At 68.0% G+C, this 15,237-nt stretch carries 12 protein-coding genes; 8 read left to right on the top strand and 4 right to left on the bottom strand.

Going from position 1 to position 15,237, the window contains the following annotated elements; all coding sequences use genetic code 11:
- Positions 1–105: 105 nt before the first annotated feature.
- Both KIH78_RS01265 and KIH78_RS01260 read left to right on the top strand, forming a co-directional pair.
- Entirely contained in the window at positions 106–819 is a 714-nt protein-coding gene (locus KIH78_RS01265; protein ID WP_219130895.1) for an SDR family NAD(P)-dependent oxidoreductase, read from the top strand.
- A gap of 98 nt (positions 820–917) precedes the next feature.
- On the top strand, positions 918–2,708 hold the full coding sequence (locus KIH78_RS01260) for a DEAD/DEAH box helicase (protein ID WP_219130894.1): 1,791 nt from the start codon (positions 918–920) through the stop codon (positions 2,706–2,708).
- An 80-nt stretch (positions 2,709–2,788) separates the two neighbouring features.
- Here the strand turns inward: KIH78_RS01260 and KIH78_RS01255 are convergent, their stop codons facing one another.
- The gene (locus tag KIH78_RS01255) at positions 2,789–4,054 is read right to left on the bottom strand and encodes an alpha-amylase family protein (protein WP_219130893.1); all 1,266 of its coding nucleotides are present in this window, start codon (positions 4,052–4,054) and stop codon (positions 2,789–2,791) included.
- A 240-nt stretch (positions 4,055–4,294) separates the two neighbouring features.
- On the opposite strand from KIH78_RS01255, the gene KIH78_RS01250 reads away from it, so the two are divergent.
- Positions 4,295–5,347: an inorganic phosphate transporter gene (locus KIH78_RS01250; protein ID WP_219130996.1), complete on the top strand. Its 1,053-nt coding sequence runs from the start codon at positions 4,295–4,297 to the stop codon at positions 5,345–5,347.
- A 52-nt stretch (positions 5,348–5,399) separates the two neighbouring features.
- Positions 5,400–6,023, top strand: coding sequence for a DUF47 domain-containing protein (locus tag KIH78_RS01245; protein ID WP_214315794.1), 624 nt, complete (start codon positions 5,400–5,402; stop codon positions 6,021–6,023).
- 22 nt (positions 6,024–6,045) lie between these two features.
- On the opposite strand, the gene KIH78_RS01240 is transcribed toward KIH78_RS01245, so the two are convergent.
- Both KIH78_RS01240 and KIH78_RS01235 read right to left on the bottom strand, forming a co-directional pair.
- Positions 6,046–6,744 carry a response regulator transcription factor gene (locus KIH78_RS01240; RefSeq protein WP_219130995.1) on the bottom strand — a complete coding sequence of 233 codons (699 nt, stop codon included), beginning with the start codon at positions 6,742–6,744 and terminating at the stop codon, positions 6,046–6,048.
- Positions 6,744–7,967: a sensor histidine kinase gene (locus KIH78_RS01235; protein WP_219130994.1), complete on the bottom strand. Its 1,224-nt coding sequence runs from the start codon at positions 7,965–7,967 to the stop codon at positions 6,744–6,746. Before KIH78_RS01235 ends, KIH78_RS01240 begins: the two co-directional genes overlap by 1 nt.
- Before the next feature lie 276 nt (positions 7,968–8,243).
- Here KIH78_RS01235 and KIH78_RS01230 point away from each other — a divergent pair, with 276 nt between their 5' ends.
- The 4 genes from KIH78_RS01230 to KIH78_RS01215 all read left to right on the top strand — a co-directional run bounded on the left by KIH78_RS01230 (position 8,244) and on the right by KIH78_RS01215 (position 13,552).
- Positions 8,244–9,212, top strand: a complete 969-nt coding sequence (locus KIH78_RS01230) for an ABC transporter ATP-binding protein (RefSeq protein ID WP_219130892.1) — start codon at positions 8,244–8,246, stop codon at positions 9,210–9,212.
- A 37-nt stretch (positions 9,213–9,249) separates the two neighbouring features.
- Positions 9,250–10,503, top strand: coding sequence for an ABC transporter permease (locus KIH78_RS01225; RefSeq protein WP_219130891.1), 1,254 nt, complete (start codon positions 9,250–9,252; stop codon positions 10,501–10,503).
- Entirely contained in the window at positions 10,490–11,944 is a 1,455-nt protein-coding gene (locus KIH78_RS01220) for an ABC transporter permease (protein WP_219130890.1), read from the top strand. Before KIH78_RS01225 ends, KIH78_RS01220 begins: the two co-directional genes overlap by 14 nt.
- Positions 11,945–12,070: 126 nt before the next feature.
- Positions 12,071–13,552 (top strand): DUF1846 domain-containing protein, encoded by a 1,482-nt coding sequence (locus KIH78_RS01215; RefSeq protein WP_219130889.1) that lies wholly within the window; start codon positions 12,071–12,073, stop codon positions 13,550–13,552.
- 6 nt (positions 13,553–13,558) lie between these two features.
- On the opposite strand, the gene KIH78_RS01210 is transcribed toward KIH78_RS01215, so the two are convergent.
- On the bottom strand, positions 13,559–15,040 hold the full coding sequence (locus tag KIH78_RS01210) for an ATP-binding protein (protein WP_219130888.1): 1,482 nt from the start codon (positions 15,038–15,040) through the stop codon (positions 13,559–13,561).
- Positions 15,041–15,237 lie beyond the last annotated feature (197 nt).

Raw genomic sequence — 15,237 nt, 5'->3', positions numbered from 1 at the left:
CGACACACGGCGCGCTGCCGGGCGAAACGCGGGTCTGACCGGTCCGATAGCCTTGCCGGAGAAGCCCGCCGTGACACGGCGGGTCAACGGACAAGGGAGGTCATCATGGCGGATGCCGTGAACGGGAAGAACATCGCGATCGTCACCGGAAGCGCCCTCGGGCTCGGCTTCGAGCTCGCCAAGCGTCTCATCGCCAAGGGCTGGTTCGTGGCCGGCATCGACTTCAACGCCGAACGCCAGGCCGAACTCGCCGGCGAATTCCCGGCCGACTCGTACCGGGGCTTCGTCGGCGACGTGTCCGACGAGGCGTTCGTCAAGGCGTCCGTCGCCGAGATCGCCGGGCTCGGCCACATCGACCTGCTCGTCAACAACGCCGGGCAGCCCTCGTTCAAGACGCCCACCGCCTACGAGGCGGCCGACGTCGACAAGTGCCTCAAGGGCCTCAAGGGCATGATCCTGTGGTCGGTCGAAACCTTGAAGGCCGACGGCGAGGCCGATCTCAAGATCGCGAACGTGATGAGCACCGCCGCCACGCGCGGCAACGCCAACGAATCCGTCTACTGCGCCACCAAGTGGGGCGAGAAGGGCTACACGCAGAGCCTCAAGGCCGCCTACAAGGGCACGAGCGTCAAGATCGTCGGTGTGTATCCTGGCGGCATCGACACGGCCTTCTACCGCGACAGCCACGACTACGTCTCCCTGGAGAAGCAGCACACGTTCATGGACCCGGGCCAGCTCGCCGACGTGATCCTGTTCAACCTCGTCAACGAGGCGAACCTCACCGTCTCCGACATCCTCATCGAACGCAACTACGTGTGAGACGGCCCCGGGCGGAGGGGCGAAGTATCGGGCATGGGCTAGTGTTGCATGGTTTGCGCAATCGGCGCAGTCCATACAGTCATGAATGAAAGGCCCCCGTGCCAGATACAACCTTCACCACTCCCGTGGTCGAGACGCACCTTCCCACCTTCCTCGAGCTCGGCGTGCCCGAGCCCCTGTGCCGCGTGCTCGCGGCCGACGGCAAGACCGAGGCGTTCCCCATCCAGGCGGACACCCTTCCGGATTCCCTCAACGGCAGGGACGTGCTGGGCCGCGGCCGCACCGGCTCCGGCAAGACGCTCGCATTCGCGCTGCCCATGGCGGCCCGGCTCATGGAGGCCGCATGGGAGCCCGGCATGCGTATGGGCCAGTACCGGTACAACGTCAAGCACATCCGCAGACGCCACCTCGAGGAGCGCCAGTCCGGCGACTTCCACCCGCATCCGCGCGGCCTCGTGCTCGCGCCCACGCGCGAGCTCGCCAACCAGATCAACGACGTGCTCCAGCCGCTCGCCCAGATGGCCGGCATGACCACCACCACTGTGTACGGCGGCGTCAAGCAGAATCGTCAGGTGCGCGACCTCATGTCTGGCGCGGACATCGTGGTCGCCTGCCCGGGACGTCTCGAGGACCTGCTCAACCAGAAGCTCCTCACCCTGTCCGACGTGCGCGTCGTCGTGCTCGACGAAGCCGACGAGATGGCGGACATGGGCTTCCTGCCGCCGGTGCGCCGCATCCTTGCACAGGTGCGCCCCGACGCCCAGCACATGCTGTTCTCCGCGACGCTCGACCACGGCGTGGACGAGCTCGTGCGCGAGTTCCTGCGCGACCCCAAGACGCACAGCGTGGACGAGCCCACCGCCGCCTCGGATATGATGACCCAGCATGTCTTCGCCGTCGAGAAGGACGACCGCATGGACGTCGTCCTCGCCCTCGCCGCCGGCAAGGGACGCCGCATCCTGTTCACCCGCACCAAGTACCAGGCGAAGAACCTGGCGAAGAAGCTCACCCAGCATGGCATCCCCGCCGCGCAGCTGCACGGCAACCTCAACCAGAACCAGCGCGACCGCAACCTCGCCGCGTTCGAGAACGGCGACGTGAACGTGCTCGTCGCCACCGACGTAGCCGCGCGCGGCATCGACGTGAGCAACGTCGAACTCGTCATCCAGGTCGATCCGCCCGCCGACCCCAAGTCGTTCGTGCACCGGTCCGGCAGGACCGCGCGCGCCGGCCGTCGCGGCGACGTGGTGACGCTCGTGCTGCCGTTCCAGCGCCGCGAGGCGCAGCGCATGCTCAAGGCGGCAGGCATCGACGAGAAGCCGGTCAAGGTGCGCCACGACTCCCCGCAGGTGCTCGAACTGGCGGGGGAGAAGGCCGAGCCCGTGTTCGGCTGGAACCTCGACACCACGCAGCCCGCCGGCAACCCGCGTTCGCGCAAGGGCGGCAAGGGCCGTCCCGCGTCCGGACGCGACGGCGAGCCCCGTGATGGGAAGAGCCGCGACGAACGTCGGGAGGATCGTCCGAAGCTGAAGCGCAACCGAGCCGAACGCCGCGCCGGCATGCAGGGCGACCGTGAGGCGGAGGAGCGCGAACGTCGGTTCGAGACCGGCGCGACGCCGCACGCCAAGCGGTCCGCCAAACAGTCCGACAAGCGTGCGGACAGGCGCACGGGCAAGCGCTCCGCCGCGAACGCCACGAATGCCGCGAACCGTTCCGCGGGCGGCAAGCGCATTCACCACCACGACGAGAACCGCATCATCCAGGATGAGCGAAGCGAGAAGGTCAAACGGCATGAACGTCGCATGGCCTCCAAGCGCGGGGGAGCGCAGGGCGGGCCCCATCGGCGCCACACGGGCAAGCGGACGCGCGCGCCGTTCCGCAGCCGCTGAACCGTCCTCCGGTTCCTCCGTCCGGCCCCGTTTCCGTCGTCCGTCTCCGCCGGCATCCGGCGGAGACGGACCGAACGGGTTCAACGCCGGTATAGGACGGTCCCGGCCGCGTCACGGATCGAGAACGACGGCTCCGACTCGACGTCGAGCTCCACGGTGAGCCGGTCGGAGCCGTCCGCGGCGACCGAACGGTACACGTACCGCTTGTTCTCGAGCAGCACCTTCTCGGTGCGCGCGTCGAGCAGCCACGGGTGGCGGCGGCGGATCGCGATCAGCGCCTGATGCAGCCGGTACGTGGGCTCGCCGAGCCGCGACAGCTCATCCGGGGTGCCGGGGAACTTCGGGCGCACGTCGTCGTCGCCGCCGAAGCGCTGTTCCTTGACGCCCACGTACCCCTGCTCGTCGCCGTAGTAGACGCTCGGCACGCCGCCGACCGTCATCAGCACGGCCAGCGCAAGCGCCGCCTTGTCCGGGCCGATCTGGGAGGCGATGCGCGTCACGTCGTGGTTGCCGATGAACGTCTGCGGCACGAATGTGCCGAGGAATCCGTTGTGGCGTGTGAGGTTCCAGTCGAGTTCGAAGAAGTTGTCGGTCTCGAGCGCATGCTGGATGGACTTCCACAGCTCGTACTGGGTGACCGAATCCATGCCGGATGCGCGCACGATCGCCGGGTAGTCGCCGTGGATGACCTCGCCGAAGATCCACGTGTACGGGTGCGCGGCCCTGACTTTCGGCAGCACCTGCGTCCAGAACGCGGGCGGCACGGCGTATGCGGCGTCGAGACGCCATCCGCAGGCGCCCCGGTCGAGCCAGTGGTCCATCACGTCCGTCACGTAACGGACGGTCGCGGGGTTGTCATGGTCGAGGTCGACCAGGTCGCCGTGGCCTTCGAACACGTCGAGCGTCGGCTTCCCGTCGGCGTCGCGTGCGGCGCGCACCAGTCCGCGCCATGGTTCGTCGGCGGGCGAGAGCGTGCCGGCCGCCTCGTCGATCGCGGCCCTGACGGCGGGATGCGAGCGGGAGACGTGGTTGAACACGCCGTCGAGCACGATGGACAGGCCCATGCCGCGGCATGCCTCGGCGAGCCGGTCGAATGCGACGTCGCCGCCGAGGCGCACGTCGACGTGCATGTGGTCGAGCGTGTCGTAGCCGTGCGTGGCCGATTCGAAGACCGGTCCCAGCAGCAGCCCCGACGCGCCGAGGTCGCGCACGTAGCCGAGCCAGGGGATGAGCGCGTCGAGCCCCCGTCCGTGGAATTCGCGCGGGCCTTGCGGGCGGATGTCGCATCCGCAGAACCCCAGCGGGTACACGTGCCAGAAGATTCCGTGACGAGCCCAGTCGGGCATTGACCCCACACGGTCGGAATCACGGACGGCATCACCGGCCGCGATCCGGTTGACGGTTCCATTCATGACGCACCTCCCAATGCCATCGCGATCACTGCGAATTGACGTCATGTCTATTTTCGCACATCCGTCCGTCGGACGACGGCGACACGACGGCGACCGTGCCGCTACGTAGTCGGTCATCGGCTACAATCGTCGTGACGGTTACGCCATCCTGCGAAGAAGAAGGTGATCATCCCCGTGGACTTGTCGTTCGCCCATTTCCTCCAACAGGTGTTCTCGAACCCGGCGTTGTTCGTGACGACGTTGCTCACGCTCGGGGTCATCTTCGTCAACGGGTGGACGGATGCTCCCAACGCCATCGCCACATGCGTGACCACGCGCTGTATGCGTGTGCGGTCCGCCGTGGTCATGGCCGCCGTGTTCAACTTCCTCGGCGTGTTCCTCATGACGCAGATCAACGCGTCGGTCGCCTCCACCATCAGCACGATGGTTGATTTCGGCGGGGACACGGACGCCGCGCTCATCGCCCTGTGCGCCGCGTTGTTCTCCATCGTCGTCTACAGCGTGGGCGCCTCGATGCTCGGCATCCCCACGTCCGAGAGCCACAGCCTCATCGCCGGCCTGTCCGGCGCGGCCATCGCCATCCAGGGCGGCATCGCCGGCATCAACATGGGCGAATGGGTCAAGGTGCTGTACGGTCTGGCGGCGAGCCTGCTCATCGGGTTCGCCATGGGATGGCTGGTGTGCAAGGCGGTGACGCTGGTCTGCGCCGGCCTCGACCGGCGGCGCACGAACGGGTTCTTCACCGGCGCGCAGATCGCCGGCGCGGCCGCCATGAGCTTCATGCACGGCGCCCAGGACGGCCAGAAGTTCATCGGCGTGCTGTTCCTCGGCATGGCCCTGAGCAACGGACAGTCGTCGGTCGTCGGCGTGGTCATCCCCGTGTGGCTGATGATCCTGTGCAGCACCATCATGGGCGTCGGCACCTCCGTCGGCGGCGAGAAGATCATCAAGTCGGTCGGCATGGACATGGTCCGCCTCGAGAAATACCAGGGATTCTCCGCCGACCTGTCGAGCGCCCTGTGCCTATTGCTCATGACCGTGCTCGGCATCCCCGTGTCCACCACGCACACCAAGACCAGCGCCATCATGGGCGTGGGCGCCGTGCGCCGCCTGTCCGCCATCAACTTCGGCGTGGTGCGTGACATGATGCTCACCTGGGTGTTCACGTTCCCCGGTTGCGGCATCATCAGCTACGCGATGGCCAAGCTCTTCATGTTCGTCTTCTAACCCGTCCCACCACGGGGTCTCCGACACTTCCCACGAGAAAGGACCACACCACATGGCGAGGAAGAACGACTCCTTCTACTTCGACTCGTTCCAAGGCAGCGCCGAACATGCATGCCGGGCCGCCCGTCTCCTGTCGGACGTGATGCACGGTTTCGATTCCGAGCGCCTGCGCGAGCGCATGGAGGAGATGCACGGCATCGAACAAGCCGCCGACAAGATCCGCCACGGCCTCATGGACGAGCTGGTGACCGCGTTCATCACGCCGTTCGACCGCGAGGACATCGCCGAGCTGAGCCACGTCCTCGACGACGTTACCGACTCGATCGAGGGCGTGCTCGACCGTCTCTACTACGACAACGTCACCGACATGCGCTCCGACGCCATCGAGATGGCCGATATGGTGGTGCGCGCCACTGAACGCATCCGCGAGCTCACGGCCGAACTGCCGCGCTTCAAGCGATCCAGGACGCTGCGCGAGCTCGTGTTCGCGATCAACACCATCGAAACCGACGCCGACCATGTGTTCATCAAGGCGATGCGGGCCCTGCACACCGAGGGCGGCGACCCGCTGCAGGTGTTCGCATGGCACGACGTGTACCGTCACCTCGAGCGGTGCTCCGACGACTGCGAACGCGTCGCCAACACCGTCGACAGCATCGTCATGAAGAACAGCTGACGGGGCGGGTGGCCGTTCACGCCTACCGGTGTTCGCGGATCCACAGGATCGCGAGCTGCGTGCGGTTCGCGAGTCCCAGTTTGTCGAGGATCGCGCTCACCCGGTTGCGCACGGTGCCTTCGCTGAGGAACAGCCGGGATGCGATGTCCCGGTTGTCCAATCCTTCGGCGACGAGCGCGGCGATGGCGCGTTCGCGGTCGTTCAGCAGCGCGTCCATCGCGCCGTCCGGTTCGACGGCGGACGATGCGATGCCGCGGGACGATGCGGCGGAGGCTTCATCCACGCCCTCGTGGGAACCGGTGGATGCCGCCGGCGCGGTGAGCTTGCCGAGCACGTCGGCGCCGAGCACCACCTGTCCGGCCATGACCGCGTTCAGCGCGGGTGCGACCGACGCCACGTCCTGTTTGATGAGATAGCCCTTCGCACCCAACGCCATCGCCCGGTCGATGTACGCCTTGTCCGCGAACGTGGTGAGCACGAGGATGCGCGCCGCCGGGTCCTTGGCGAGGATCGCGCGCGCCGCGTCGAGCCCGTCGCGTCCGGGCATCTGCACGTCCACGAGCAGCACGTCCGGCCGGTTCGACGGCGTCTCGAAGTACCTCCGCACCGTCGCGTCGCCGTCGTTCGCCGTCCACAGCACGTCGGCCGTCCCCGTCGCCTCGAGGATCGTCGCCAACGACTGGCAGACGATCGGGTCGTCGTCCGCTATCGCTATCCGCATCATGCGCCTCCGTTCGTATCGTCGTCGTCATGCACGGCCCATGGTCCTTTCGGTATGGCGGCGAACACGCGCCAGCCATCGCCGTACGGTCCGCACGCCGACGTGCCGCCGACCGCGCGCACGCGTTCGGCGATGTCCGCGAGCCCCATGCCGCGCGGCGCCTCGCCGGCCACGCGCGCCGGCTCCGCGCCTTCGTCGAGTCTCGGCCCCGGGTCGAGTACGACCAGCTGCCAGAGCGCGGGGAAGTCGCGCAACGTGACCGTCGCCGTCCGGGCGGCGCTGTGCCGCGCCGTGTTCGACAACGATTCGCGGATCACCGTGGCGAGGCATCGGGCCACCGGCGCCGGCGCGGAGGCGACGTCGCAGGTCATGGCCACCCGGAAGCCGGGGGAGGCGCCGTCGAACGCGTGGGCGGCCGCGTCGATCTGCGCGGCGAAATCGGTGCCGTCGTCCTCCAGGTCGTGCACGGAGCGCCGCACCATCGTCATCGCGTCGTCCAACGTCGCGCCGAGTGCGGCGAAACCGGCCGACGCCGTCCGATCGTCGGTCGCGTTGGCCACGGCGCCGCCCGCCTTCGCCTGCATGATCGCGCGCGTGAGCAGATGGCCGACGTTGTCGTGGATCTCGCGCGCGATGCGCGTGCGTTCGCCGAGCGCGGCGACGCGCACCGCACGCGCACGCTCCTCGTCCAGGTCGGCGATGCGCGTGCGCGCGTCCCGGGCCTCCTGACGCGCCGCGTCCCGCTCCGACCGCAGCGCCCGACGCGACCCGGCGACGTCCCGCTCCGAACGGCCCAACGCGAACCCGAGGGCCGTGCACAACGCGGCCGTCAGCAGCGTCGACGGGCGGACGGCGGCGGCCGACGGACCGTCATGAAGGTACGCGGCCACGGGCCGCAGCAGCGGCAGCGCCCACGCGAACCGGACGACGACGTCGACGGCGAGACGGACCGTCGTCCGCCCGGTCCCGTACACGGCGGGACGGGCGGACGCGGAACCGGACACCGGCGGACCGGCGCATGCCAGATCGTAGGCGGCCAACGGCAGGAACACACACCATCGCGGCTCGAGAAGGGCCAACGCCGCATACGCGAGCGGCGGCATCCAACCGGCGTCCCCCGTCCTCATGGACGATGACGCGGGACCGGCGGGCCGGAGGGAACGCAGCCAGGCGGCGAGCGCCGTCGCGCACACGGCGAGCAGCATCCCCGCGGTCGTCGCCATGCCGTCCGAAGCCGGCCATGACGGCACGGGACCGGATGCGGGGGACGTGGTGACGGCGAACGTCAGACACAGGCCGAACAGCAGCGTCTTGACCAGCAGTTCGCGCATGCCGCCTCCCCTTTCCGTCATGGCCTCCAATCAGCTCCAGCTTAGCCCGCGGCCGCGGGCGGATGACAAATGTCATGTCCGTCGCGCGAGGCGTGACGTTCGTCGGTGGAATCCGGCCGCCGCATGGAAGGACAATGGGATCACCATCCAAGGAAAGGGGAGACGGCCATGACGACGAACACAGTGACGGCCGCGGACACGACCCCGGCGGTCAAGGTCGACGGCCTCGTCAAACGCTACGGGGACATGGTGGCGCTCGACCACTTCGACCTCGAGGTGCGCCGCGGCGAGATCTTCGGCCTGCTCGGACCGAACGGCTCCGGCAAGACCACCGCCATCAACTGCATCCTCGCGTTGCTCGCCTACGATTCCGGCTCCATCCGGGTCTTCGGCGAACCGATGACGCCCACCAGCTACGCGCTCAAACGCCGCATCGGCATCGTGCCGCAGAACGTCGCCGTGTTCGACGAGCTCACCGTGAGCGAGAACATCGACTACTTCTGCTCCCTGTACGTGCCGAGGAAAGCCGACCGCGCGCCCCTGGTCGAACAGGCCATCGACTTCGCGGGATTGGGGGACTTCCGCAAGTACCGGCCGCGCAAGCTGTCCGGCGGACTCCTGCGCCGCCTCAACATCGCCTGCGGCATCGCCCACAGGCCCGACCTCATCTTCTTCGACGAACCCACCGTGGCCGTCGACCCGCAGAGCCGCAACGCGATCCTCGAAGGCATCGAGGGACTCAACCAGGCGGGAGCCACCGTCGTCTACACGAGCCATTACATGGAGGAGGTCGAACGGATCTGCGACCGCATCCTCATCATGGACCACGGCCGGCATCTTGCCCTCGGCACCGCCGACGAACTCAAGGCCATGATCGACACCGGCGAACGCATCACCGTCGAGACCCTCGACCTGGACGACACGGCGCTCGCCTCCGTACGCGCCCTGCCATGCGTCATCGAGGCGACGTACGACGGCCGTGAGCTCGACGTGCGCTGCCGCCGCGGCGAACACAACCTCGTCGACCTCATTGGCGTGCTGCGCGAGCACGGTGCCAACGTCGGACACCTCACCAGCCGGCCGCCCAGCCTCAACGACGTGTTCCTCGAACTCACCGGCAAGGCCCTGAGGGACTGACCGGCCGCACCGAACGGCATTCGGAAGGAGACGCATCATGTGGTCCACATTCGTCACGACGCTCAAGACCAACCTCAGGAACCGCAGCGCCCTGTTCTGGCTCATCGTCTTCCCGCTCGCGCTCGCCACCCTGTTCAACGGCATGCTCTCCGGACTGAACGAGGGATACGAGCTCAAGGCCGTGCCGATGGCCGTCGTCCAGGACGCGAACTGGGACAAGGCCGAGGGGGCGAAAACGTTCGTCGGCGTACTGTCGGGGAAGGAGCGGGCCTCATCCGGTGCCGACTCCGACGGCGGAGCCGGCGGCGAACGCATGACCCTGTTCACGGCCGTCGACGTCGACGGGCTCGACGAGGCGCGAACGGCGTTCGCCGACGGGAAGGCCGACGGCTATCTGCGCGCCGACGGGAACGGCCGACTGTCCCTGACGCTCTCGCCCGCCACCGCGAACGCGATCCGCGGCGGCGCGACGGGCGCCGACTCCAACACGGCCATCACCGTGGCCGCGATAGACACCATGCTCGGCCTGTACAACCGCACCGACGCCACCGTACGCGACCTCATCGCACGCAACCCGCAGGCCGCGGCCAGCCGCGCGTTCTGGGAATCCGTCGGCGAGACCGCGGGCCTCACCCGGGAGACGAGCCTGACGAACGCCAAGCCGGACACGACCGCGCGATACTACTACGCGCTGCTCGGCATGGCCTGCCTCATGGCCATGGGATACTCGATCTCCGCCGTCACCACGGCGCAGGCCAACCTGTCCGCACTGGGCATCCGCCGCACCGTCGCCCCGTTGGGACGCGGACGGCAGCTCATCGCCGGATTCCTCGCCGGCTGGCTCTGCTCCGCCGCAAGCCTCACCATCGCCCTCGCCTACATCCGCTACGGCTGCGGCATACCCCTGGGAGGACGCGAACCCGCCGCGGTGCTCGCCGTAGCCGTAGCCTCGTTCATGGCATGCGCGTTCGGCACGATGATCGGCGCGATACCGAAACTCCCGCACGGCGTCAAAATGGGCCTGACCAGTGCCATCCCCTGCGCGCTGTCACTGTTCTCCGGACTCTACGGCCAATTCGCCATGGACCTCAGCGACTGGATCGAACGCCACGCGCCCGCGCTCGCCGTCATCAACCCCGCCCAGCAGGTGACCAACCTGTTCTACGACATCCTCTACTACGACAGCTACCGTCCGTTCGCCGAGACCTGCGGAATCCTCCTCGCCATGAGCGCGGTGTTCCTCGCCGCCGGCGTCATCATGCTCAAGGAGCAACGCTATGAACACCTGTAAGGCCACGCTGCGCATCCTCGCCGCACACAAGCTGTACATCATCATCTACCTCGTGCTCATCGGCGTCATGATGCTCGCCGTCGGCGGATCCGCCCTCGGCGCGGTCGGCGGCGGAAGCGACGCCACCTACACGCCCGAACGGGCGAAGGTCGCCGTCATCGACCGCGACGGGAACCGGGGACACATCGCCTCCGCCATGCGATCGGCCCTGTCCGAAGGCAACGACCTCGTCGACGTCGCCGACGACCCGGAGACGCTGCAGCAGGCCGTCGTCTCCAACTGGGTCGACCTCATCGTCATCATCCCCGACGGCTACGCCGACCGCATGATCGCCTCCGTCACCACGGACGGTGCTACGGACGGCACGGACGACACGGCGGGAACGGACACGAAGGCCGCGACGGCGGCCCCCACGGTCGACACCGTCACCAGCTACACGTCCGGCGCCGGCTCCATGGCCTCCATGAACGTCACCGGATTCCTCTCCATGACCCGCACCACGCTCATCGGCACGCACGTCACCGCGCACATCCCCGGCACGAACGACGCGGCCGGCAACGCCGACGCGAACGCGGGCGCAACCACCACCGACAGCCTGCCCGAAGGCACGGTGACCGGACTGACCCTGCATGACCTCGCCGCCGCCGCGACTCGGGCAAGCGACCTCGCCCGCGACCGCAGAACCAACCCCGGGATCCGCATCGACCACACCGGCGAATCCGCCGCGTCCTCCGAGGCCAAGAGTCGCGCCGCGCTCGCCGACGGCTTCGGCGGCATGATGAAGACGCTGCTCTACCCGCTGTTCCTCGCCATGACCGTCTGCACGGCGCTGGTCATGGGCGTGTTCGGCACCGGCGAGGTCCGGCGGCGTCTGATCGCCTCGCCGCAACGCTCCTCGGCGATGGGCGTGCAGCGCATGGCTACCCTGTGCGCGTTCGCGCTGGTCGTCGTGGCCGCCTATTTCGTCGTGGCCTTCGCGCTGATGCTCGCGATGGGAATCGACCCTCTGGCCCTGCCGCCGGCGGGCGTCGCGATGACGGCCGTCTCGACCGCCGTCTACGCGATGATGACCGTCGCCTGCGGCTTCATGCTTGGGGAGACCGGGTGCGGCGACACGATGGCCAACGGTTTCGCCAACGTGTTCGGACTGCTGCTCCTGTTCACCTCCGGCGCCACGTTCCCGCTGGACATGATTCCCGCGCCGATGCTCACGATCGGTCGCATGCTGCCCTCCTGGTGGTACTGCACGTCCATCGACGACGCGTTCGGCATCGGCACCGCCGCGACCGGCGGCGTGGACGTCGCGGGCTGGGCCGCCTCGCTCGGGCTCGTCGCCCTGTTCGCCCTCGCCTTCGCCTGCGTGGGTCTCGCCGTGGGGAGGATCAGGCGTTCGCGCCCCGCGTCCGCGGCGTCCCCGGTCACGCGGCTCGCCGAGGCGTGAGCCTGCGGATCGTGGACCTCCGGCGGCGCGACCCTCCCGGGCCCTCCGCGCCGCCGGAGGTTCGTCTATAATTCCCAAGTCATATCCGACGCCCACCAACGCCGTTCGAAAGGTTTGCCGGAAGCTATGCGACAGGGATTCGACAACGACAGGTACATCGACATGCAGGCGACGAGGATCCGCGAACGCATCGCGCGCTTCGGCGGCAAGCTCTACCTCGAGTTCGGCGGCAAGCTGTTCGACGACTATCACGCCTCGCGCGTGCTGCCCGGCTTCGAGCCGGATGTGAAGTTCCGCATGCTGGAAAGCCTCGTCGACGACGTGGAGATTGTGATCGCGGTCAACGCGAACCATATCGAGAAGGCGAAGACGCGCGGCGACCTGGGCATCACGTACGACGAGGACGTGCTGCGTCTCATCGACGTGTTCCGTTCCCGCGGCTTCTACGTCGGCTCGGTGGTGCTCACCCAGTTCGCGGGCCAGCCGGCGGCCGAGGCGTACCGTCGCCGCCTGGGGCAGTTGGGAGTCACCTGCCATCTGCATTATCCGATCCCCGGCTATCCGCACGACATCGAACGCATCGTCTCCGATGAAGGCTACGGACGCAACGACTACATCGAGACGACCCGTCCGCTCGTCGTCGTCACGGCGCCCGGCCCCGGTTCGGGCAAGCTCGCCACGTGCCTGTCGCAGCTCTACCATGAGCACAGGCGCGGCATCGAGGCCGGCTACGCGAAGTACGAGACGTTCCCGATCTGGAACCTGCCGTTGAACCATCCGGTGAACATCGCGTACGAGGCGGCCACCGCGGACCTCGACGACGCGAACATCATCGACCCGTTCCATTTGGAGGCGCACGGCGAGACGACCGTCAACTACAACCGCGACGTGGAGGCGTTCCCGGTGCTCAAGGCCATGATGGAGCGCATCATGGGGGAGAGCCCGTATCAGAGCCCCACCGACATGGGCGTGAACATGGCCGGCTACGCGATCGTGGACGACGAGGCGTGCCGCGAGGCCGCGCGGCTGGAGATCGTGCGCCGCTACTTCACCGCCGCCGTACGGTTCAAACGCACCGGCGAGGGCGAGGAGCAGCTCGAACGGCTGCGTTCGATCATGAAGAAGGCCGGCGTGGACGAGGACCTGTCGCCGGCGCGCGCCGCCGCCCTCAAACGCGAGGAGGAGACCGGCGCCCCGGCCGGCGCGATGGTCCTGCCCGACGGACGCGTCGTCACCGGCAAGACCGGCGTGCTGCTCGGCGCCGCCAGCGCGTTGCTGATGAACGCGCTCAAGGCCGTCACCGGCGTGGACGCCGACCTGCCGGTCATCGACGACAAGGCCATCGAACCGATTTGCCGGCTCAAGACCGAGCATCTGCACAGTGTGAACCGCCGTCTGCACTCCGACGAGACGCTCATCGCCCTGTCCATCACGAGCGCGGAGGACGAGCCCGCCGCCCGCGTGATCGCCGGGCTCGAACGGCTGCGCGGCTGCGACGCGTTCTTCTCCGTCATCGTCTCCGCGGCCGACGAGGCCCTCTACCGCAAGCTCGGCGTCAACGTCTCCTGCGAACCCAAGTACGAGCGGGTGAGCCTCTACCACAAGTGACGCCGCTCACGCGCTTTTCAGCCGGTAACGCTGGATCGCCTCCCCGTGGAAACGCACCTTGGTGATCCGGCCCTCGCGGATCAGCTCGCGCAGGCCGGACGTGACTGCCAACGGCGTCATCCGCAGCTCGCGCAGGATCTCCCGGACGCTCATCGCGGAATGACGCTCCAGCACGGTGGTGATCGCCTTGGCGATGTCGCTGGGCGTGCCCGTGTCCGTGCGATGTTTGGTGATCGTCATCGTGAACGTGCTGATCGCGTTCACCGTGGTCGCCGGCTCGATGCCCGCCTCCCGCAGCGTGGCGGCGATGCGCTGGTAGCCGTCGCCGCCCGAGGGGTTCACGAAGCCGCCGCCCGGGTACGGCGTCGATTCGAGCAGCGTGAACAGGAACTGGTTGCGGGTGGAGACGAACGGCACGCCCGCCACCGGATGCGGATTGGCGAGCACGTCATGCGTGACCGTGCCGTACAGGCCGCCGGGATTGGCGATCTCGATGCGGTCGGTGAACACGCTGATGGTGACCTGCGTGCCGCGCGCGTCGGGGGAGTAGTCGCGGTGGGTGAGCGCGTTCGCGATCGCCTCGCGCAGCGCCACGGGCGGATAGTCCGGCTGCTTCGCGCCGATCCAATGCATCAGCGACTCCACCGCGTCGTCGATCATCACCGGGATGGGGCCGACGATCGTCTTCGCGGCGACCAGCCGTTCGTCGCCGCGGAACACCTCGTCACGGCCCGCGCCCGGGAACACGGCGATCGAGATGGACAGGCGCGGATAGTATTTCTGCGGGTAGCGGCCCAACGCAAGCAGACCGGCCAGCGTGGGGCGCAGCACGCCGACGCCGCGGGCCGCCACGTCCGAATCGTCATGCCGCAGCACGTCCAGGTCGAGCAGCATGTCCGTGTCGCCGCGCCCGTCGAACACGTGCGGATGCTGTTCGCGCACGCGCGCGAGCAGACCGGAGACCAGGGTCGGATCCAGGTCGTCGGGGGTGGCGCGCGGCACCACGTCCAGATCGTATGTGGGCTGCAGATGCTCCTCGATGAGCCGGTCCACCTCGTATGAGGTCATGTGACGGTCGCCGTCGCCGGTGCGGATGAACGAGCCGCCGTGCGGTCCCAACGCCGTGGTGAAGCACGGCTTGTCGCGCGGCAGCATCTCGTCGACGCGCGCGAACACGAGGTTCGCACCCTCGAACGGGCAGGTCACGATCACCGGACGCACCACCGGCGTCATCTTCTCGCACGCCTGACTCAACGCCTCCTGCATGGCGCGCGCGTTGAACCCCTCGACCGGCGTGAACCCCTCCTTCTCGGACAGTCCCAGGATGATCCAGCCGCCGGAGCCGTTCGAGAACGCGGAGAGCGTGTCCGTGATGGTCGAGGAGATGCGGCGCTTGCACTCCTTGACCTCGCACTGCTGCGTGTCGTTGCCGATCAGCCGCATCAGCTCGATCAGTTCGGTCATCTTCGCGGTGTAGTCATCGACCATGGCGGGCCTCCTTGCCACCATTGTGCCGCATGCCGGCGGGACCACGCACTGCGGTGGGCCTCGTGGGAACCCGGTTCATCGACTGTTCACCCGTCATTCCTCCGTGCATTCCGCGCCGTTCGCATGCGTGGGGAGTCCATGGGGCGGTTACGTTACCGGCTCGGTAGCGCTGGATGAATTCTAGGCCAAACGGGCCG

The sequence above is a fragment of the Bifidobacterium saguinibicoloris genome (genome assembly GCF_019331725.1).
Classification (GTDB): Bacteria; Actinomycetota; Actinomycetes; order Actinomycetales; family Bifidobacteriaceae; genus Bifidobacterium; species Bifidobacterium saguinibicoloris.
Note: the sequence above shows the minus strand (reverse complement) of the source record. Positions and strands in the feature narration are given on the sequence as shown.